An 18783-nucleotide genomic window follows, 5' to 3' on the forward strand; every position below is an offset into this window, starting at 1 on the left:
GTGATTACCCCCTTGCTGCGGGCGTGGAGCTGGCCCCCAGCAACACGCCATAGATGATGAAACAGGTCGCCATCACACGGCGAACCCAGATGTTAAACACAGCCCCCAGCGCCGCCTTGCCCATCAGCGCGCCCAGTAGGGTGAACCCGGTATAGCTGAGCGTGGTGATGATCAGCGCCGTGGGCATGATGACTCCCATCTGCTGCCAGATCGGCACGTCGGGCTGCACGAATTGCGAAAAGGCCGCCAGGTACCCTGCCACGCTTTTGGGATTGATCGTCGCCACGGCCAGCGCGTGAAAATAGACATGCCGCGCAGGGCGTTCAGAGGCCGGCGCAGGTTTTGTAGCGTTCATCCAGCCTCGGATGCCGACCCAAATCAGGAAAGCGGCCCCCACAAGTTTGGCCACGAAGAACCCGGTCGGTGACGCCGCGATCAGTGCGGTGATGCCCAGCGCCGATAAGATCAGGAACGCGCTGGCTTGCGTGAGGATGGCCAAAACACCCAACATTGCCTTTGGGAATGACAAACTCATCCCGTTTGAGATGCAATTGACCGCGTTCGGGCCTGGGGTGGTTACGAACACCACCCAGAACAGCGCGAATATGGTCCAGGCCTCAAAGCTCATCAGTACACCGGTGGCGCAATGACCCAGATGGCCACCGCAGGCTCATCATAGGGGTTAGACCATTGATAAGGTTCGTGTTTGATCCGAAAGCTGTCACCCGGACCGACAGTGAAAGCCCGCGACCCGATGGTCAGATCCAATCGGCCCGAGATCATGTACCCCACTTCCTGCGTCGGGCGATGGGCTGGGGTCTGCATCTTCGAGTTGGGCTCGAACGTGGAATGTACCATTTCAAAATCATCGGTCAGATCAGGCGAAAGCAGTTCCTCGATCAACCCTTCTTCCCCCGACCCCATGGGACGACGTGTGCCCGCACGAACGACATAACCCTTTTCCTCAACCGGAACCGCTGCATGGGCAAACAGCATCGACATCGGCACGCCAAGGCATTCAGCAATCTGACGCAGATCCGAGATCGAAGGATCGGACATGTCCCGTTCAACCTGACTGAGCCAACCGACCGAACGATCAAGGCGGGTCGCGATCTCTGTCAGGGTCAACCCGCGCGCTTTGCGCAAGGCCCTTAAATCAGCACCCAATGTCGCGCTTTGTGGGGCTTGGCTGTTCACACAGTTGCTCCGAATCTCGTGAAATTTTACATCTGTTTTTCACGATGGGGCAAATTGATGAAATTTCCAAGCATTTTTTCATCTGGTCGCCTGCGCCAAGTGCAATGCACGTTACCAGTTTGTGTGCAGAACGCTGTCACGGAACGGTTCGTGGAACTAAGGCACCATCGGCGCCGATTTCGCGGACGTAAATCTCTGTGTCCACAGACGAGTCGTCGCGCGAAAGCGTAAAACCCGATTTTTGCAACACGCGGGCAGAGGCCGGGTTGTCGCGTCCAACCCCCGCGACCAAGCGAACGGCTGGGCCCGAAGTACACGCGGCGACAAATCCGTCCAAAAGCTCTGAGGCATAGCCTTTGCCCCATGCCGTTTCAGAAATCAGGTAGCCGAGATGGACCGTCGGCACAGATTTATGGGCAGAATCCAGTGCCAGTATCATCAGGCCGATCAGATGACGGTCATGTCTTTGGCGAACCACCAAAACATCACTTTCTGCGCTACGATCATCGATCCAATGAGATATGCCCCGGTCCTGCACCTGCATGGACGGCGGCAGGGGTCCAAGCACATTTGGGGTCAAAATCGTGATGAGTTCGTCTTCCAGACTTTCACGCAACAAAGGGTCCCGGAGTTCATCTCTCCAGTGAAATACCGAAAGGCGTCGTGTGAGGAATTGGTCTGGGCCCATGCCTGCTCCAACATGTTGGGGACGGTGGCATTTTAACGGGTACCGGGCAAAACCGAAACACGGCGCACTATAGTCAGGCGCAAGCCTACCCTGCTTTGGTTAAACCTGAGCGAAGGTCCTGGACAGAATCCCCGACAGGTATTCTGCGTCATCGGCTGAAAATGCATCTGGTTGATCGCTGTCGATGTCAAAAACCGCAATCATTTCACCGGCAGCATTGTGGACGGGCAACACCAGTTCGGACCGGGTTGAAGATGCGCACGCAATATGGCCTGGGAAAGCGTCCACGTCTGGGACGAGCTGCACTTCACCCGTCCGGGCGGCAGCCCCACAAACGCCGCGTTCGAACGGAATGACAAGGCACCCATGCCCGCCTTGATAAGGGCCGATTTTCAACAGACCGGGTTCCACAACACGGTAGAATCCGGTCCAGTCAAAGCGGTCATCGGAATGATGCACTTCGCACGCAACGGTTGCCATCAAAGCGACCTGATCCGTTTCGCCTTCGGTCAATGCCGCGATGGTTTTGGCCAGAGTTTCATAATCGGTTTTCATCGTGACTTATCCATTGGGACCGCGCGGGGGCGCTGCCCCCGCACCCCCGGAGTATTTGGAAAAAGATGAAGGGTCAAACGCGTTCGATCGCTATTGCAGTGCCTTCACCGCCGCCGATGCAGATGGCCGCGACACCGCGTTTGAGGTCTCGCTTTTCCAACGCATTCAACAATGTCACCAAAATGCGCGCACCCGAGGCACCAATAGGATGGCCCAACGCACAAGCCCCGCCATTCACGTTTACTTTGTCGCGCGGCAGACCCATCTCGCGCATGAACGCCATCGGCACAACTGCAAAGGCTTCATTGACCTCCCAAAGATCAACATCCTCCTTGTTCCAACCGATGCTGGACAAGAGTTTCTGTGCGGCCGGAACCGGCGCAGTGGTAAACAGTCCGGGCGCTTGCGCGTGGCTGGCATGACCCAGAATACGGGCGCGCACCGTCAGTCCTTGGGCTTCGGCGGCTTCGGCAGAGGCTAAAACAAGCGCAGCAGCACCGTCAGAAATCGACGACGAGTTGGCAGCCGTCACGGTGCCATCCTTACGAAACGCGGGCTTCAAGGTGGGTATTTTTTCAGGGCGGGCGGATTTTGGTTGTTCGTCTGTGTCCTGCACAACCTCACCCTTTCGCGTGCGCACTGTGACAGGCGCAATCTCGTGTTCAAATGCGCCGTTTTCCTGCGCCGCAAGGGCATTGGACAGAGATTGGAGCGCATATTCGTCCTGAGCTTCGCGCGTAAACTGATAGGCTTCTGCACAGTCTTCGGCAAAGGTGCCCATCAGGCGGCCTTTCTCATAGGCGTCCTCGAGCCCGTCGAGGAACATGTGATCGACCACCTGACCATGACCTATACGGGCACCACCACGCATTTTGGGCAGCAGGTACGGGGCATTCGTCATACTCTCCATTCCGCCTGCGACCATTGTGTCCGCGTGACCCAACGCAATCTGGTCAAAAGCCATCATAGCCGCTTTCATGCCCGAGCCGCACATCTTGTTCAGAGTGGTTGCCGGGACCTCTTCCCCTAACCCAGCAGCAAAACCAGCCTGACGCGCAGGGGCTTGACCCTGACCTGCTGGCAACACACATCCCATCAGCACTTCATCAACGGTCTGCGCCCGCGCCTGGCTTAACGCAGCCCGGATCGCTTCTCCGCCAAGGTCAGCCGCGGCAACTCCGTCAAACATGCCCTGAAAGCCCCCCATTGGCGTTCTTGCGGCCCCTGCAATCACAACGTCTTTCATCCGGGTTTTCCTCCTGCTTCACGGCCCTTGAATACCGAATGGTAAGAATTGGCGTCTAGCGTATTTCTACGACTCATTTTTCAGATTGGAGGGTGCCGGACTATGGGGCTGACCAGCACATCAAAGGGCGCAACGCAGATCATTACCGTTCATTCCAATCGGATTGATGCTGCGATGGCCATTCAGTTCAAGGAGGACATGCGGTCGGAAACCGAAACCGGCGCAAATCGGGTTGTCCTGGATTTGTCCGACGTCGACTTCATTGATTCCAGCGGTTTGGGCGCGATTGTCGCGTCGATGAAACAATTGGGCAAAGACAGGCGGCTGGATTTGGCCGGACCGCAGCCCGTGGTCGAGAAAGTCTTTCGCTTGACACGCATGGATACGGTTTTTCGGTTGTTTGCGACACTGGACGACGCGCTGTCCTCGCCAGATGCATAACCAAGGCAGGAGTGGATGGGCGTGGAGCCAATTTGTAACAAGACCTGTCTGGAACTAAGCTTCCCGGCCACAGACACAGAAGCAAGTGCAGGTATCGCGCAGCTTAGTAGTGGTCTGGCAAACCATGGATTGCCACCTCATAAATCGGACGATGTGAAGATTGCATTGGCTGAAGCAATCAACAATGTGGTGGAACACGCATACAAGGGCATTGCACCGGCCAATGTTCAGGTTACGTGTCGGCTGGATCGGGATCGGCTGGACATCCTGATCTCTGACACCGGGCACCCGCTTCCTGGCTTACAAATGCCGGACGGAACACCTGCACCGCTGGGGGAAACAACACAAGATCTGCCGGAAGGGGGGTTTGGCTGGTTCCTGATTCATCAGCTTACCAGTGACATTCAGTATGAACACCGGGATGGGTGCAACCGGCTGTCCCTGAGGTTTAACTTCGGTAAAAAAGCCTAATCAGGCCCAATTGGTCACAATAACGCCATTTTCGAAACATTGTCGCGCCTCAAACAACCGCCATACAGTGACTCGTAGCTCAGATAGCTTCCCTCGGCGCCAATTATCACAGCCCCCACCCAGTGAAAGGCGCCGAGGAACTTCTCCCCCTGAAATCTCTGGACAATCCCCAATCAGTGAATAGCTTTCCCTTGTTCAAAGGAGAGAGAAATCGCCATGCGGGATTTGCATAAACCGGGCCGGTCAGAAGTGTTTGCAACGCAGGGGATGTGCGCAACCTCTCACCCGCTGGCGGCCAAGGCGGCAATCGATATTCTTGAGCGGGGTGGCAACGCAATGGACGCCGCGATAGCCGGGGCGGTCCTGTTGGGGATCTGCGAGCCTCAGATGACCGGTTTGGGTGGCGATTGTTTTGTTATTTTCAACCGCCCCGGCGAACATCAAATACGTGCCCTGAACGGCTCGGGCCGATCTCCGGCTGCCGCGCAGGCACAGCCTTTGCGCGATCAGGGCTTGTCATCTGTGCCGCTGAATGGACCGGATGCGGTGACGATTCCCGGTGCAGTAGACGCTTTCTGCCATTTGGCAGAAACGGAAGGGCGCTTGGGGTTGGACGCGATCCTGACCCCCGCAATTCACTATGCGGAAGCAGGCGTTCCGGTTGCACCCCGCGTTGCGTTTGATTGGAAGATCGGTGCGGCTACCCTGCAAGGCCCAGCCCGAGACCACTATCTGATCGACGGGCAAGCCCCCTCAGTCGGGCAGATTTTTTGCGCGCCGGGTCAGGCCGAAGTGTTGCGTCGGATCGCGAAAGAAGGGCGTGACGCGTTTTATTCCGGCGATATTGCCGAGGACATGATTGCTGCCCTTTCCATTCGGGGTGGAGTTCACACCGCTGAGGATTTTCAAAACACGAAATACACAGAAACGCAGCCAATGCAGGGCGGCTATCAAGGGGTCGATCTGGTCGAACATCCGCCAAACGGTCAGGGCGCGACCGCAATTCTCTTGCTCAATATTCTGAAGCATTTTGACGTGGCCAACATGGACCCCTTTGGCGCTGAGAGGGTGCATATCGAGGCTGAGGCCACCAAGCTGGCCTATGATGCGCGCAACCGGTTTATTGCGGATCCTGACCACATGTCCAAAGCGGAACGGTTCCTTGATCCCGAGCTGGCCGCCAAACTGGCCGCGCTTATTGATCCGAAACGTGCCATGCCTGCGGCAGCACCATTGACCGAAGCCATTCACAAGGACACCGTCTATATCACTGTTGTTGATCGCGACCAGATGGCGGTTTCGTTGATCTATTCGATTTTCCATAGTTTTGGATCAGGGATCGCCTCGGAAAAGTACGGCATTTTGCTGCAAAACCGTGGCGCTGGCTTCACGCTGGATCTTGACCATCCAAACGAGTTGGGCGGAAACAAGCGTCCGATGCACACAATCATTCCAGGGATGCTGACCGAAAACGACCGCGTAATGATGCCCTTTGGTGTAATGGGCGGAGCGTACCAGCCCACCGGCCACGCGCGATTTGTGTCAAACCTCAGGGATTTCGGTCTTGAGCTACAAGAAAGCATCAACGCCCCACGCGCGTTTTTCGACGGATCGGTTCTGAAACTGGAACGCGGCTATCCCGACAAGGTTGCGAAACAATTATCAGAAATTGGGCATACTATCGAAGTGCCGGAAACTCCACTTGGTGGGGCGCAAGCGATCCGAATCCGAAAAGACGGTATTTTGGAGGGTGCCAGCGACCCGCGCAAGGACGGTTGCGCCCTTGGATACTAAAGCCCACCAACGCGGGCCTTCGCGGTTGGACGACTTTAGTTCAGATGGAAATGCAATGGGTACGAGCCGTCTTCGAACGGGCCGAACATATTGGGAATATCGGGGTGCTCAACAGGCTCACCGGAATAGTCCGCAACCAGATTTTGTTCTGAAACATAAGCGACATAGAAGGATTGGTCGTTCTCAGCCAACAGGTGATAAAACGGTTGCTCTTTCCGCGGGCGGCTGTCTTCGGGAATGGCCTGATACCATTCCTCGGTGTTCGAAAATTCTGGGTCCACGTCAAAAATCACCCCTCGAAAAGGGTGTTTTTTATGACGAACCACCTGGCCTAAGCCGTATTTTGCACGTGTCTTTAGCATTGTTTCAGCCCCCAAAGCATTTACTACCCGTTTCTGGCCGGAAAAGCCAATCATTGATGTGAAACTCAGGGAAACAGTCTGTGAACCTAATACTAACAGTGTTCGAAACTGTGGCGCCGGTCTTTCTGTTGTCAGGGATTGGTTTTGCCTGGGTAAAGCTGGGATTCGAGTACCGCCTTCAGTTCGTAACCCGGTTTGCGACGACCCTGGCAATGCCCAGCCTGATCTTTGTGGCTCTGATGCAAACTGAAATTCCGGGCGGAGACCTTTCGCGCTTCACGATGGCAACTCTGATTGCAAATCTTTTGCTGGCCGGGGTGTTCTGGGTGATCGTTCGGGTGTTGCACCTGAACCAACGGACATATCTGTCACCGTTGATATTCGGGAATACCGGCAATCTTGGTCTGCCCTTGTGTATCTTCGCCTTTGGTCAGGTCGGATTGGGATATGCGGTAATCTTCCTGTCTGTTACTGCCTTATTTTCCTTTACTTACGGGATCTACCTGGTTGCCGGGAAAGGCGCGTGGGGGCAAGTTTTGCGCCAGCCGATGGCATGGGCCACCATTTTGGGAGCCATTTTCCTGTGGCAAGGGTGGCAAACACCCACCTTCCTGACCAACACGCTTGACCTGTTGGGGCAAATGGCAGTCCCATTGATGTTGGTGACAGTGGGTGTGGCAATCGCCCGCCTGACGTCGCGCAGTATCGGGCACGCTATTTGGCTATCGGCGTTGAAGCTGGCCGTTTGTTTCGCTCTAGGATGGGGGATCGGTGTTCTTTTCGATCTCGACACCATCGCCTTTGGCGTTCTGGTGCTGCAGATGTGCACACCCGTTGCGGTGACGTCATACCTGTTGGCGGAACGGTTTGGTGCCGACGCAGATGCCGTTGCCGGAATGGTCATGGTGTCGACCGTCCTTTCCGTTGCGGCACTGCCTGCCATCCTGGCTATCGTTTTGTAACGATTGTGATTTCATAATCGCTCAATCTGCGCTAGAATGTGCAAAAAAGGCATGAGGCACATGAGCAGAATTCTTATCGTACTCTTCGGGGTGCTGCTTTTGGCATCCTGTGGGGGCGGCTCGAAACAGCCGCCCAGCAAATTGAATGACGCGTGCAGCATTGCGCGCGAAAAACCCGACTATATCAGGGCTTTCAAGAACACCGAACGTAAATGGGGTGTTCCCGTGCACGTTCAGATGGCCACGATCTATCAGGAAAGCCGCTATCGCCACGATGCGCGCACCCCGCACAGATACGTTCTGGGCGTGATCCCGATGGGCCGACAGAGCAGTGCTTATGGCTATGGCCAAGCGCTTGACGGCACGTGGGAGCAATACCAACGTGAAACCGGAAAACGCCGCGCCAAGCGGGACCGGATTCGCGACGCGTCTGATTTTATCGGCTGGTACATGAATAAAAGTTACGAACGTAACGGTATTCACCCAGCAGATACGCGCAATCAATATCTCGCTTATCACGAAGGCCATACCGGCTTCGCGCGTGGAAGTTACAACAGCAAGTCCTGGTTGTTGAACGTGGCCAGTGACGTGGATGCGCGCGCGCAATTATACCAGGCGCAGTTGGCCAACTGCCGGTACTGACAAAGCTTGATCGGGTCAGCGATTGCCTGACCCGACCCTTTTTCTGTTCGAGAACAAGTCCTGATCGAGGCGCCCGCCTTCGGTCAGAGCACCCAGAAGAACAGTTGTCTGACCCCCAGCATTGTCGTGAATTACCCATTTACGCAACTCGACCGGGTCATCTGTGAACATCAGATCAATCCGTCCTGCTTCTGGGTTCTTAGGGTCTTGCGCCGTGACCACAGTGGCGGTGCCGTCAAAACTGTGCCCCACAACCATATTGGCCTGCCCCAAGTTCACGTTCCGCGCCAGTACGATGGACAGGGGCGTCCGCTTCAGCGGGTATTGCTCGGGCGGTTGATTTGATTTCGGATCGAAAATCTGAACACTGCCGGAACGCGCAAGCACCACCGCACTGTTGGGCGGATCATATTCAAACCGCATCTTGCCCGGGCGCTGCATCCACAGCTTACCGGTGCTCAGCGATCCATCGTCGTTCACTTGCGTGAAGGTCGTCTCAACCGTTTTCAATCCGTTCAGGTAATTGGAAATCTGCGAAAGCGGCAACTTATCCGCCGCCCATGCGGCAGGTGCGGCCAGTGTCAAAGCAAGGGCAAAAGCAATCTGTTTCATGCCGTACAGATAGGCCTTCTGCCCTTGTTATTAAATATCTTACTGCTCGGGGACGAGGATTTCCCGCTTACCGACGTGATTTGCCGCAGAAACAACGCCTTCGTCCTCCATCTGCTCAACCAGGCGCGCCGCCTTGTTGTAGCCGATGGCAAGTTTCCGCTGGATATACGAGGTCGAGCATTTGCGATCCTTGATCACAATCGCCACCGCCTGATCGTACAGGGCATCCTCGCCGTTCGTGTTGCCACCGGTGTTCAGGCCCAGAACAGCATCGATGTTTTCAGCCTTTTCCTCGGCTGGGCCATCGACTACGCCGCTCATGTAGTCGGGCGGGCCGAACTGTTTCAGGTGGTTGACGATTTCCTCGACCTCCTCGTCCGACACAAAGGGACCGTGGCAGCGGGTGATCTTGGCGCCACCCGCCATATACAGCATATCGCCCTGCCCCAGCAGTTGTTCGGCACCCATCTCGCCCAAGATCGTGCGACTATCGACTTTCGAGGTCACCTGGAACGAGATCCGCGTCGGGAAGTTCGCCTTGATCGTGCCGGTAATCACGTCGACCGAGGGGCGTTGCGTCGCCATGATCAAGTGAATGCCCGAGGCCCGCGCCATCTGCGCCAGTCGCTGGATGCAGGCTTCGATTTCCTTGCCCGCGACCATCATCAGGTCAGCCATCTCATCGACGATGACAACGATATAGGGCATCGCTTCCGGGGCGAATTCTTCGGTCTCAAAGGTGGGCTCGCCGGTTTCATCATCAAACCCGGTCTGTACCGTGCGGCTGAACATTTCACCTTTGTCCAACGCGTCCTTCACGCGACCATTGTAGCCCGCGATGTTGCGGACGCCCATTTTGGACATCTTGCGATAGCGGTCTTCCATCTCACCCACGACCCATTTCAGGGCCACAACCGCCTTTTTCGGGTCGGTGACGACAGGGGACAGGAGATGCGGGATACCATCATACACCGACAATTCCAGCATCTTCGGGTCGATCATGATCAGGCGGCATTCATCCGGCGACAGTTTGTACAGCAGCGACAGGATCATGGTGTTGATCGCCACCGACTTACCCGAGCCGGTCGTACCTGCGATCAGCAGGTGAGGCATCTTGGCCAGGTTGGCCACAACGGATTCACCACCGATGTCCTTGCCCAGCGCCAGCGGCAGTGCATGATTGCCATCGCCAAAATCACGGCTGGCGAGGATTTCGCGCAGCACCACCATCTCACGGTTTTCGTTAGGCAGTTCGATGCCGATGACCGAACGGCCCGGCAAGGTCGAAACCCGTGCCGACAGCGCCGACATTGAACGCGCAATGTCATCCGCCAGACCAATCACACGGCTGGCTTTCAGGCCCGGAGCTGGTTCCAGTTCGTACATGGTGACTACGGGACCGGGGCGCACGCTAACGATCTCGCCCTTGACGCCGTAGTCATCCAAAACGTTTTCCAGCATCCGCGCGTTTTCTTCCAACGCTTCATCACTCAGATGATGGCGCTGAATGCTGGCCGGGTTCGACAACAGCCCCAGCGGAGGCAACTCGAAATCCGAATGCTTGTCCTCAAAAGACAGTGCCGGTTGCGCCTCGGCCTGCGCGCGGCGCGACGGCGGCGGTGTGCGGCGCACGGGCTGTGCGACCACGGGTTTGCGCGGCTCCGCCACTGGGATCTTCATCGCAGGGCGCGACTGCGGCACAGAGTCCTCCATGTCCTCGACAAGCGGCTCATCGTCCAGATCCGGCATGGGCGCGTATTGGTCTTGCTGGATCTCGGGCGCATACTCGACCGGGGCCGGATCATGCCACTCGGGTGCGGCTCCTGCTGTCATCGGAGGTTCGGGCGGCAACCCACCGGCTGTCACTGGTGGCTCAGCCGGCAATTCATCCGGCTGATGCGCATTCAGGATTAGCGGATCGGGTCGACGGCCTCGGCCTTTGGTCAGAGGCAGGTTCGGGTCCGGTTCGGGCGTCATCTCACCTGTTGCTACTTTGCGATTGCGCACAGCAGCCGAGATTTTTGAGCGGATGCGATCTTCGCCGGGCATTTCGTCAAAGCCCGCAATCGGTTCAGGATCGACCAGTTCCGGCTCTGGCATCGGTTCCGGGCGGCGGATCAACGACGGCATACGCGCCAGCAGGCCGGTTTTGGGCGCAGGTTCGGGCTCTTCTTCCAGTTCTTCAAAGACGGGATCGCCGAAGGCGATGTCATCATTCAAAACAGGTTCCACCCGCGCGGCGCGGTGTTCTTTCCATTGCGCCTGTCGATCTCGCGCAGCCTGCGCAGTCGCAGAGGCACCACGGCCCAGCAGATTCATCAGCAGGTCGTAGGCCATCACCAAACCCAAAAGGAACGCACGGAAGCCGCGTTTCACGTCGGCTTTAGTAAAGCCGAGAACAAAGATGCCCAGCGAGATCATTCCGACCGCCATGGCAAGAGACATCAGCTTCACCAGAAAATGCGAGGAGATCGGCAAAAGCGTCAGCAACGCGCCCATAACCGTGTCGCCGAACAGACCGCCCAGACCATAGCTGTGCGTCGAGCGCCATTCGGCACCGGGAACAAGGGTCGCAGCGTAAACCGAGACAACGGCAATCCAGATCGGGGCAAAAATCAACCGGGCAATGGCGCGGTCTTCACCGAAATGACCCGCGAAACGCAAACCCCAACCAATCAGCACGAGCGCAACACCCCAGCTGCCCCAGCCCACGATCATGAAAAGGGGCGCAGCGATCGATGCGCCTATCCGCCCCATCCAGTTCTGCACCGGCGCGTCGGTCGAAACCATCCAGTTCGGATCATCGGGGGTGTAGGACCAGATCATCGCCGCCGCAGCCAAACCCAGCAGGATAAGGGCGATGCCGATCAGTTCCTTGCTGCGTCGCTCCAAGGCGGCTTGCGTGGTGCTGTCCAACAATGGATCGCGATTGCGCGCGTTATATGATGCCATTTTGCCCTCGTACCTCACGAATAGATGCAGTCGCGGAGTGTGATCAGACCACGCTGCAACTCTGTTTTTGGGGCTACCAATGCAACCCGGATAAAGCCTTTGCCCGGGTTGTTCCCCGGATCACCTTGTGAAAGATATGCGCCCGGCAGGACCCGAACCCCGGTGTCCTTCCAGACCTTCAATGCGGTGTCTTCGCCGTTGTCGACCGGCAGCCACAAAAAGAACCCGGCCTCTGGCGACATGTATCCCTGCACGCCCGCGAACACCTCATCCGCGATGGCGTATTTTTCCTGATAGAGCGCGCGGTTTTCACGGACGTGTTCTTCATCTGCCCAGATCTTTGCCGCAGCGGCCTGCAAGGGCAACGGCAAAGGCGACCCGGCATAAGTGCGCAATTGCTTGACCTGTTTGATCGTCTCCGGCCCGCCCGCGATCAGCCCCGACCGCAACCCGGCCAGGTTCGAGCGTTTGGAGAGCGAGTTGAACAGCGTGATCCGTTCAGGATCAGCGCCCAGTTCTTGTGCGACGGTCAGAATACCTGTTGGGGCCGTGTCCCGGTAAATCTCGGAATAACATTCGTCGGCGAAGATGCGGAAATCGTATTGCTCGGCCAGGCGGATCAGTTCGGCCCAGTAATCACGCGAGGCGACGGCCCCCTGCGGGTTGGCAGGTGAACAGATATAGGCCACGGCGGTGCGATTCAGCACCTCAGCCGGTAGACCGGCATAATCTGGCAGATGACCGGTTGCGGCGGTTGCAGGCACAAAATAGGGCTGCGCGCCTACCGAAAGCGAAGCGACCATGTAGACCTGATAAAACGGATTCGGGCACAGGATGATCGGTTGCTGGCCGTTCTTTTGTTCCGGGCACAGCGCCATAGCGGCGTTGTACAACCCCTCACGGGTGCCGTTCAGCGCCATCACGTTGGCATCCGGGTCCATCTGAACGCCATAGCGGTGATGAATCCAATCCGTAATTGCACCACGCAGGTCTTCCGAACCTTCGTTCGGCGGATAGCCCTGAAACCCAGAGGCGTTTTCCATGATGACATCTGTCACCCAGGCCGGAAAATCATGTGTGGGTGCGCCAATCGTCATGTGAACGATGTCACCGCCCGGCTGGTGATGATCCAACAGGGCGCGCAGACGCGGGAATGCGTAAGCCGGTAGGTTCGAAAACCGCTCGGGGAAATCCATAATACTGCCTCAATATCGGGGTCATTTACGCCCCGTTTTTTTGGCAGATTACAGCCCGGGCCCCTCTTCGTCCAGACAAAGAGGTTCCGAATCAGGGGATTGTGGCATTCAGGCCAGTACCGCTTCTGCTGCTGAGCCCAACCGCAAAAGGGCCTCTTCCGAGCCGAGATAACCCAGCATCATCAACCCGCAACTGGGGGTTCCGGTGGGTAGGCTCAGCGCTGCAAGACCCATCAAATTGCCAATCCGCGTGTTTCGTAGGGCCAGTAGATTCTCGGTCACGTAGTAGTCGTGGTCGCTCATCAAGCGCTCCAGATTAGGCGGCAGTATCGGGGCCGTAGGGGCCAGAACCGCATCGAACCCGGCGGTTGCTGCGTCCCATGCGGTGCGGCAAGCCTTGAGCTTGGACCAGGCGGCCACGTAGTCGGGGCCAGAAAACCCCAGACCAATACGGAACCGTTCAAGGATCTCGGGATAAATCGCTTCGGGATTGGCTTCGATCACATCGCGCCACAGCCCATAGGCCTCGGTTGTGTAGACGATGCTGGTCAGGGTCATGGCCTCGTTCAGTGCGGGCACTTCCAACGGCACGATTTCAGCCCCCGCATCCGCAAGTTTCGCAAGGGCTTCTTCGTATGCCTTACCCGGTGTGTCACGCAGATCGTCCTTGGCGATGTTCTGCAAATCGGCAAAGCGTCGGCCTTTCAGCGACGCACCGCGCAGATCGGCTGGCGTTCCACCTTCGAGCAAAGCCAACATTTGCGCGGCGTCCTCAACCGACCGCGCCAGCGGCCCGACCGTATCGAACCGCAAGCAGAGCGGCACCACACCCTCCAGGCTTAGCCGCCCGGAAGTGGTTTTCAGACCGACCAGATCATTCCAAGCCGATGGGATCCGAACTGACCCGCCGGTGTCCGAGCCAATGCCACAAGCGGCCAAACCCCAAGCGACCGAGGCGGCCGCCCCTGAAGACGACCCTCCGGGCACTGCAGATTCATCGTTAATGCAGGGCGGTGTTTCAGTGATCGGGTTGAGGCCAAGGCCAGAGAAAGCCAGCTCGCTCATATGTGTTTTGCCCAGACAGACGGTGCCCATCTGAGTCGCATTGCGCAACACCAGCGCATCCGCATCCGGCACACGATCCTTTAGCAGCGCCGAACCCGCCTCGGTCACTGTACCCGCCGTATCGAACAGATCTTTCCAACTGATGGGGACGCCGTCCAGCAAGGACCGGCGCAGGCCCAGTTTGGCGCGCTGCTGGGCTGCTTCAGCCTCGGATCGGGCGCGCTCATGGGTGACACGGGCATAGATGCGGTCCCGATGCGGATGAGAGTCGATGGCAGACAGGTAGGTTTCCGTCAGTTCAACCGGGTCAATCTGACCCATCCCAATGCCACGGCCCAAATCACACGCGGTCATGGTCAACCAATCCAGCATCTTGCCCCTCCGGAATTTTCAGCTTTGGGCGACGGTAGCGACAGGACTGCACATGGACAATCCCGAAAGGGCGCGCATATTGCAGGGCATGACACAGGCATCTGATATTCTGATCGTGGGCGGCGGGCTGAACGGCCCCGCTTTGGCTCTGGCACTGGCACAAACAGGTCACTCAGTCACGGTGATCGATGCGTTGGCCGAAAAGGTCCGGAAGAACGCCGCCTTTGACGGCCGTGCCTATGCGTTGGCTTTGGCCTCACAACGCTTGCTGGATGCGACAGGAGTGTGGGCGCACGTGGCTGAGCACGCCCAACCAATGCTGGAAATCAAGGTCACAGACGGTCACGCGGGCGCAGGCCCCTCACCCTTTATTATGCATTTCGACCATGCCGAGATCGAAGAAGGCCCGATGGGGTATATGGTCGAAGACCGCCATCTGCGCCGCGCTTTTCTGGACGCGATGGCCGAGGAGCCGCGCATCACCCAGATAAGCGGCAAGACAGTTGTATCCCAACAGAGCGACGCCACTGGGGTGACCTTAACGTTGGACGACGGCACAACCGTGGGCGGCAGCCTGCTGGTTGGGTGCGACGGCCGCCGCAGTGGCACCGCGTCACGGGCGGGCATCAAACGCACCGGTTGGGATTATGGTCAGACCGCGCTGGTCTGTGCCATCGAACATGACCTGCCGCACAATGGCATTGCCCATCAGTTCTTCATGCCACCCGGCCCGCTTGCGATTCTGCCGCTGACCGGAAACCGCAGCTCTATCGTCTGGAGCGAGCGTACCGAGACTGCGGCACGGATCAACGCCATGTCTGAAGAAGATTATCTGCAAGTGCTACGCCCGCGTTTCGGCGATTTCCTAGGTGAGATACGCTTGGCAGGCGACCGTTTCACATACCCGCTGAACCTGACCATAGCCAATTCCTTCATCGGCGACCGCATGGCACTGGTTGGGGACGCCGCCCACGGGATGCACCCCATTGCCGGTCAAGGCCTAAATGCCGGCCTGCGCGATGTCGGGGCTTTGGCTGAGGTTGTGACACTGGCTGGGCGGCGCGGTGAGGATATCGGCTCGGTCATGGTGCTAGAGCGTTATCAGGAATGGCGTCGCTTTGACACCGCCTCGCTTGCGATGGCGACGGATGTCTTCAACAAGCTGTTTTCCAACGACAATCCCTTGCTGCGTCTCGGTCGAGATATTGGAATGGGCATTGTCGGGTCATTGCCCGGATTGCGCCGTGGCTTTGTGCGAGAGGCCGCCGGGTTGACCGGAGATCTGCCCAAATTGTTGCAAGGACGAGCAATTTAGTCGAGCTGCCGCGCCTCATCGATCAGCATGACCGGGATCCCGTTGCGAATGGGAAAGGCCAGCCCGGCAGCTTTTGACACAAGCTCTTGTTTTTCCGCGTCATAGTGCAGCGTGGTGTGGGTCTGCGGGCAGATCAACGCTTCGAGCATATGCCGATCAAAAGCGTGGTCAGAGTCGGTCATTGTAGTTTTTCCTCATTCGATCCGCCGCGCATGGCGAATTCAATCAGCGTCACCAAGGTCTCGCGCCGGGTACGCAGGCAGGGGGCCTCCAAAAGAGCTTGTTTTTCTTCGGGGTCGAAATCCAAAAGCATCGACAATGAGTTCACAAGCAACTCATCCTCTGCGTCTTTCATTGACTCCCAATCGGTCGACAATTGCCGGGACAAAAAGAAGCGTTCCAAAAGGGTCAGGAATTTTGTGCGATTGAATCCGTCGTCTTTCTCGGCCTTACCAAGATCGCGATCGAATCCATCCCAAGAGACATCACACCGGCGATAGGGTGTGAACGCGTCCAACTCTGACACTATGCGGAAGCGGGACACTCCGGTCAGCGTGATCAGATAGCGACCGTCTTCTGTTTCGGAAAACTGCGTCACACGCCCTGCACATCCGATGCGGTGCAGCTTTTTCTCGTCACTGACCGAAGGGTTCGGCTGAACCATTGCGATCAGCCGTTCCTTGGTTTTCAGCGCATCGTCCAGCATCTGTAGATAGCGCGGCTCGAAGATATGCAGAGGCAACGGCGACCGAGGCAACAGCAGTGCCCCGGGCAAAGGAAAAACGGATACCGTATCCGGCAGGTCGGCGGGATGCATCATGTACCCAATTCTAGCTCTGATCAGAGATTAGGCAAATATCATCGAGCTGAGTTTGCGACGCCCGTTCAGAACGATCGGATCATTGGGCTTGAGCGCATCAAAAATGGTGAATAGCTGCGCCTTGGCTGCACCGTCATTCCACTCACGGTCCCGGCGGAACAGCTCCAGCAATTGCGCCACGGCCTCTTCCACTTCGCCGTTTGCGTGCAGCGCCTGCGCCAGATCAAACCGGGCTTGGTGGTTGTCAGGATCAGCCTCAACAGCAGCCGTCAGTTCAGCAACAGGGCCTGCATCCGCAGCCTGTTTGGCCAGTTCCAGCTGTGCGTGAGCAGCCTCCAACTCGGCGGATGTCGAAATCTCGGCCGGAGCGCCATTCAGGATCGCCTCGGCCTGCTCCAAATCGCCGGTGGCGATATGCGCGCGCACCAAGCCGCCATAGGCCGCCGCGTGGTTGGGGTCTTCACCCAGAATGGCTGAAAAGGTCTGCGCCGCGTCTGCAGCCGCGCCTTCGGTCAGCATTTCCTCGGCGGCTTGCACGGCATCATCCAGCTGACCGCCCGGGCTTTCACCGCCAGCCGCTTCGATCACACGGTCGACAAACGCCTTGATCTCGGACCCTGGCAGCGCGCCCTGAAACCCATCGACCGGTTGGCCCTTGAAAAAGGCGTAAACGGTTGGGATCGACTGGATACGCATTTGCGAGGCGATCACCTGCGCCTCATCCACGTTGATCTTAACCATCTTCACCGCGCCTTTTGCGGCAGTTACGGCCTCTTCCAGCATTGGGCCCAACGTTTTGCACGGACCACACCAAGGTGCCCAGAAATCAACGATAACGGGTGTTTCCTGCGAAGCTTCGACCACGTCGGCCATGAAAGTGGCCTCGCTCCCGTCTTTGATCAGATCGGTGGCTGGGGCGTCTGCGCCGTTCAGAAGGTCCATGGCAATCACTCTCTCGTTCGAACTTGCGCCCTATATGCAATCGCTTGCAGCAGAAACCAAGGGCAGAGTTACATCTCAGACGTCAAAGGTCGCAAAGACCGGAGCATGATCGCTGGGCTTTTCCCACCCGCGCGCGTCCCGCAGGATACGGCTGGAATGGCCTGCGTTGGAAATATCCGGCGTGGCCCATACATGATCCAGCCGTCGCCCTTTATCCGCTGCATCCCAGTCGCGTGCGCGATACGACCACCAGCTATAAAGCTGCCCCTCGGGAATATCCTGCCGCGTAATGTCGACCCAACCACCTGCGTCCTGTGTTTCAGCCAGATGTTCAACTTCGATCGGTGTGTGCGAGACAACCTTGAGCAGTTGTTTATGCGACCAGACATCATCTTCACGCGGGGCGATGTTCAGATCGCCGACCAGAATGGATTTCTGAGGCTTCTCCGCATGGAACCAGTCGCGCATGTCGGTGAGGTAATCGAGTTTCTGGCCGAACTTCTCATTCACATCCCGATCCGGCACGTCACCACCTGCCGGGACATAGAAGTTGTGGATGGTAACACCGTTTTCCAACCGTCCGGCGATGTGGCGCGCGTGGCCCAAACCGGCGAAATCCTTGTCGCCCACCTCCTCCATCGGTAGGCGCGACAGGATCGCGACGCCGTTATAGCCCTTCTGACCGCGTGCAACCATGTGGGTATAGCCCAGCTCGGCAAAACCTTCTGTCGGGATCTTTTCAACCGGAGACTTGCATTCCTGCAGGCACAACACATCCGGCGCTTCGTCCTGAAGTAGCTTCAGCACGATGGGCTCGCGCAGGCGGACCGAGTTGATGTTCCAGGTGGCAAGGGTGAAGGGCATGGGGGAATCCTCTGTCGCGGTTGGGCAGAGGTTAGCGTGGTGTGGGACGGGGTGCCATGGGAAAAGGCCCCAAAAGCCAGGTCAATGAATGACCGCTCTGCGGACTTTTCTACCTTTCAATTGTTCACCTCAAAGGTCTGCTTCATCGAAGTAAACAACACTAGCCCACAAAAGCAGGTTCTTACCAGCCATTGACTATCGAAGGAGCTTTAGAGCTATGGTGGCGACTAGCGCATTTATTCAGGCTGATAAGCGCACTCATGGTTAACCATTTCTAAAATGCTGAA

20 protein-coding genes are annotated in these 18783 nt (G+C 57.4%); 6 read left to right on the forward strand and 14 right to left on the reverse strand.

The genetic code is table 11. The annotated features are described in order from the left end of the window. Positions 1–4 precede the first annotated feature (4 nt). The 5 genes from ACXADZ_RS15510 to ACXADZ_RS15530 all read right to left on the reverse strand — a co-directional run bounded on the left by ACXADZ_RS15510 (position 5) and on the right by ACXADZ_RS15530 (position 3686). Positions 5–628 (reverse strand): LysE family translocator, encoded by a 624-nt coding sequence (locus ACXADZ_RS15510; protein ID WP_475197675.1) that lies wholly within the window; start codon positions 626–628, stop codon positions 5–7. Then, the gene (locus tag ACXADZ_RS15515) at positions 628–1197 is read right to left on the reverse strand and encodes a helix-turn-helix domain-containing protein (protein ID WP_171095880.1); all 570 of its coding nucleotides are present in this window, start codon (positions 1195–1197) and stop codon (positions 628–630) included. Before ACXADZ_RS15515 ends, ACXADZ_RS15510 begins: the two co-directional genes overlap by 1 nt. 136 nt (positions 1198–1333) lie before the next feature. Beyond that, positions 1334–1885 (reverse strand): GNAT family N-acetyltransferase, encoded by a 552-nt coding sequence (locus ACXADZ_RS15520; protein ID WP_475197681.1) that lies wholly within the window; start codon positions 1883–1885, stop codon positions 1334–1336. A gap of 99 nt (positions 1886–1984) precedes the next feature. Continuing rightward, a complete protein-coding gene (locus ACXADZ_RS15525; RefSeq protein ID WP_475197682.1) occupies positions 1985–2440 on the reverse strand; it encodes a GAF domain-containing protein in 456 nt (151 codons plus the stop codon). A gap of 73 nt (positions 2441–2513) precedes the next feature. After that, the gene (locus tag ACXADZ_RS15530; RefSeq protein WP_171188662.1) at positions 2514–3686 is read right to left on the reverse strand and encodes a thiolase family protein; all 1173 of its coding nucleotides are present in this window, start codon (positions 3684–3686) and stop codon (positions 2514–2516) included. A gap of 102 nt (positions 3687–3788) precedes the next feature. Here ACXADZ_RS15530 and ACXADZ_RS15535 point away from each other — a divergent pair, with 102 nt between their 5' ends. From ACXADZ_RS15535 to ACXADZ_RS15545, 3 genes are all read left to right on the forward strand, one after another. Continuing rightward, on the forward strand, positions 3789–4127 hold the full coding sequence (locus tag ACXADZ_RS15535; RefSeq protein WP_171188660.1) for an STAS domain-containing protein: 339 nt from the start codon (positions 3789–3791) through the stop codon (positions 4125–4127). Between the two features lie 15 nt (positions 4128–4142). Then, on the forward strand, positions 4143–4598 hold the full coding sequence (locus ACXADZ_RS15540; protein ID WP_475197685.1) for an ATP-binding protein: 456 nt from the start codon (positions 4143–4145) through the stop codon (positions 4596–4598). A gap of 216 nt (positions 4599–4814) precedes the next feature. Next, complete coding sequence (locus tag ACXADZ_RS15545) at positions 4815–6392, forward strand: gamma-glutamyltransferase family protein (RefSeq protein WP_475197688.1); 1578 nt, start codon at positions 4815–4817, stop codon at positions 6390–6392. A 35-nt stretch (positions 6393–6427) separates the two neighbouring features. On the opposite strand, the gene hspQ is transcribed toward ACXADZ_RS15545, so the two are convergent. Next, the gene (gene hspQ / locus ACXADZ_RS15550) at positions 6428–6754 is read right to left on the reverse strand and encodes a heat shock protein HspQ (RefSeq protein ID WP_117872061.1); all 327 of its coding nucleotides are present in this window, start codon (positions 6752–6754) and stop codon (positions 6428–6430) included. 80 nt (positions 6755–6834) lie between these two features. Here hspQ and ACXADZ_RS15555 point away from each other — a divergent pair, with 80 nt between their 5' ends. Further along, positions 6835–7716 (forward strand): AEC family transporter, encoded by an 882-nt coding sequence (locus tag ACXADZ_RS15555; protein ID WP_475197691.1) that lies wholly within the window; start codon positions 6835–6837, stop codon positions 7714–7716. Between the two features lie 60 nt (positions 7717–7776). Continuing rightward, positions 7777–8358 carry a transglycosylase SLT domain-containing protein gene (locus tag ACXADZ_RS15560; RefSeq protein WP_171095865.1) on the forward strand — a complete coding sequence of 194 codons (582 nt, stop codon included), beginning with the start codon at positions 7777–7779 and terminating at the stop codon, positions 8356–8358. A gap of 15 nt (positions 8359–8373) precedes the next feature. Here the strand turns inward: ACXADZ_RS15560 and ACXADZ_RS15565 are convergent, their stop codons facing one another. The 4 genes from ACXADZ_RS15565 to ACXADZ_RS15580 form a co-directional block, all read right to left on the reverse strand. Further along, positions 8374–8970 carry a LolA family protein gene (locus tag ACXADZ_RS15565; RefSeq protein WP_171095863.1) on the reverse strand — a complete coding sequence of 199 codons (597 nt, stop codon included), beginning with the start codon at positions 8968–8970 and terminating at the stop codon, positions 8374–8376. A 39-nt stretch (positions 8971–9009) separates the two neighbouring features. Next, entirely contained in the window at positions 9010–11922 is a 2913-nt protein-coding gene (locus ACXADZ_RS15570; RefSeq protein WP_475197692.1) for a DNA translocase FtsK, read from the reverse strand. A gap of 14 nt (positions 11923–11936) precedes the next feature. Further along, the gene (locus ACXADZ_RS15575; protein ID WP_475197693.1) at positions 11937–13118 is read right to left on the reverse strand and encodes an aminotransferase class I/II-fold pyridoxal phosphate-dependent enzyme; all 1182 of its coding nucleotides are present in this window, start codon (positions 13116–13118) and stop codon (positions 11937–11939) included. 108 nt (positions 13119–13226) lie between these two features. Further along, positions 13227–14555, reverse strand: coding sequence for an amidase (locus ACXADZ_RS15580; protein ID WP_475197695.1), 1329 nt, complete (start codon positions 14553–14555; stop codon positions 13227–13229). 52 nt (positions 14556–14607) lie between these two features. Here ACXADZ_RS15580 and ACXADZ_RS15585 point away from each other — a divergent pair, with 52 nt between their 5' ends. Then, a complete protein-coding gene (locus tag ACXADZ_RS15585) occupies positions 14608–15870 on the forward strand; it encodes an FAD-dependent monooxygenase (RefSeq protein ID WP_475197696.1) in 1263 nt (420 codons plus the stop codon). On the opposite strand, the gene ACXADZ_RS15590 is transcribed toward ACXADZ_RS15585, so the two are convergent. The 4 genes from ACXADZ_RS15590 to ACXADZ_RS15605 all read right to left on the reverse strand — a co-directional run bounded on the left by ACXADZ_RS15590 (position 15867) and on the right by ACXADZ_RS15605 (position 18496). Next, a complete protein-coding gene (locus ACXADZ_RS15590; RefSeq protein WP_171095854.1) occupies positions 15867–16052 on the reverse strand; it encodes a Trm112 family protein in 186 nt (61 codons plus the stop codon). The genes ACXADZ_RS15585 and ACXADZ_RS15590 overlap by 4 nt on opposite strands. Next, positions 16049–16690 (reverse strand): LON peptidase substrate-binding domain-containing protein, encoded by a 642-nt coding sequence (locus tag ACXADZ_RS15595; RefSeq protein WP_475197698.1) that lies wholly within the window; start codon positions 16688–16690, stop codon positions 16049–16051. The genes ACXADZ_RS15590 and ACXADZ_RS15595 overlap by 4 nt, the downstream gene beginning before the upstream one ends. Positions 16691–16717: 27 nt before the next feature. Beyond that, a complete protein-coding gene (gene trxA, locus ACXADZ_RS15600) occupies positions 16718–17632 on the reverse strand; it encodes a thioredoxin (RefSeq protein ID WP_475197699.1) in 915 nt (304 codons plus the stop codon). A 75-nt stretch (positions 17633–17707) separates the two neighbouring features. Further along, positions 17708–18496: an exodeoxyribonuclease III gene (locus tag ACXADZ_RS15605; protein ID WP_171188640.1), complete on the reverse strand. Its 789-nt coding sequence runs from the start codon at positions 18494–18496 to the stop codon at positions 17708–17710. Between the last annotated feature and the right edge of the window lie 287 nt (positions 18497–18783).

Source organism: Ruegeria sp. ABM4_193 (assembly GCF_056158705.1).

Excerpts from the sequence above, each read along its gene's own strand:
- ACXADZ_RS15510 (WP_475197675.1), bottom strand. The coding sequence starts at position 628 with ATGAGCTTTGAGGCCTGGACCATATTCGCGCTGTTCTGGGTGGTGTTC.
- ACXADZ_RS15520 (WP_475197681.1), bottom strand. The coding sequence starts at position 1,885 with ATGGGCCCAGACCAATTCCTCACACGACGCCTTTCGGTATTTCACTGG.
- ACXADZ_RS15525 (WP_475197682.1), bottom strand. The coding sequence starts at position 2,440 with ATGAAAACCGATTATGAAACTCTGGCCAAAACCATCGCGGCATTGACC.
- ACXADZ_RS15530 (WP_171188662.1), bottom strand. The coding sequence starts at position 3,686 with ATGAAAGACGTTGTGATTGCAGGGGCCGCAAGAACGCCAATGGGGGGC.
- ACXADZ_RS15535 (WP_171188660.1), top strand. The coding sequence starts at position 3,789 with ATGGGGCTGACCAGCACATCAAAGGGCGCAACGCAGATCATTACCGTT.
- ACXADZ_RS15540 (WP_475197685.1), top strand. The coding sequence starts at position 4,143 with ATGGGCGTGGAGCCAATTTGTAACAAGACCTGTCTGGAACTAAGCTTC.
- ACXADZ_RS15545 (WP_475197688.1), top strand. The coding sequence starts at position 4,815 with ATGCGGGATTTGCATAAACCGGGCCGGTCAGAAGTGTTTGCAACGCAG.
- hspQ (WP_117872061.1), bottom strand. The coding sequence starts at position 6,754 with ATGCTAAAGACACGTGCAAAATACGGCTTAGGCCAGGTGGTTCGTCAT.
- ACXADZ_RS15560 (WP_171095865.1), top strand. The coding sequence starts at position 7,777 with ATGAGCAGAATTCTTATCGTACTCTTCGGGGTGCTGCTTTTGGCATCC.
- ACXADZ_RS15565 (WP_171095863.1), bottom strand. The coding sequence starts at position 8,970 with ATGAAACAGATTGCTTTTGCCCTTGCTTTGACACTGGCCGCACCTGCC.
- ACXADZ_RS15570 (WP_475197692.1), bottom strand. The coding sequence starts at position 11,922 with ATGGCATCATATAACGCGCGCAATCGCGATCCATTGTTGGACAGCACC.
- ACXADZ_RS15575 (WP_475197693.1), bottom strand. The coding sequence starts at position 13,118 with ATGGATTTCCCCGAGCGGTTTTCGAACCTACCGGCTTACGCATTCCCG.
- ACXADZ_RS15580 (WP_475197695.1), bottom strand. The coding sequence starts at position 14,555 with ATGCTGGATTGGTTGACCATGACCGCGTGTGATTTGGGCCGTGGCATT.
- ACXADZ_RS15585 (WP_475197696.1), top strand. The coding sequence starts at position 14,608 with ATGGACAATCCCGAAAGGGCGCGCATATTGCAGGGCATGACACAGGCA.
- ACXADZ_RS15590 (WP_171095854.1), bottom strand. The coding sequence starts at position 16,052 with ATGACCGACTCTGACCACGCTTTTGATCGGCATATGCTCGAAGCGTTG.
- ACXADZ_RS15595 (WP_475197698.1), bottom strand. The coding sequence starts at position 16,690 with ATGATGCATCCCGCCGACCTGCCGGATACGGTATCCGTTTTTCCTTTG.
- trxA (WP_475197699.1), bottom strand. The coding sequence starts at position 17,632 with ATGGACCTTCTGAACGGCGCAGACGCCCCAGCCACCGATCTGATCAAA.
- ACXADZ_RS15605 (WP_171188640.1), bottom strand. The coding sequence starts at position 18,496 with ATGCCCTTCACCCTTGCCACCTGGAACATCAACTCGGTCCGCCTGCGC.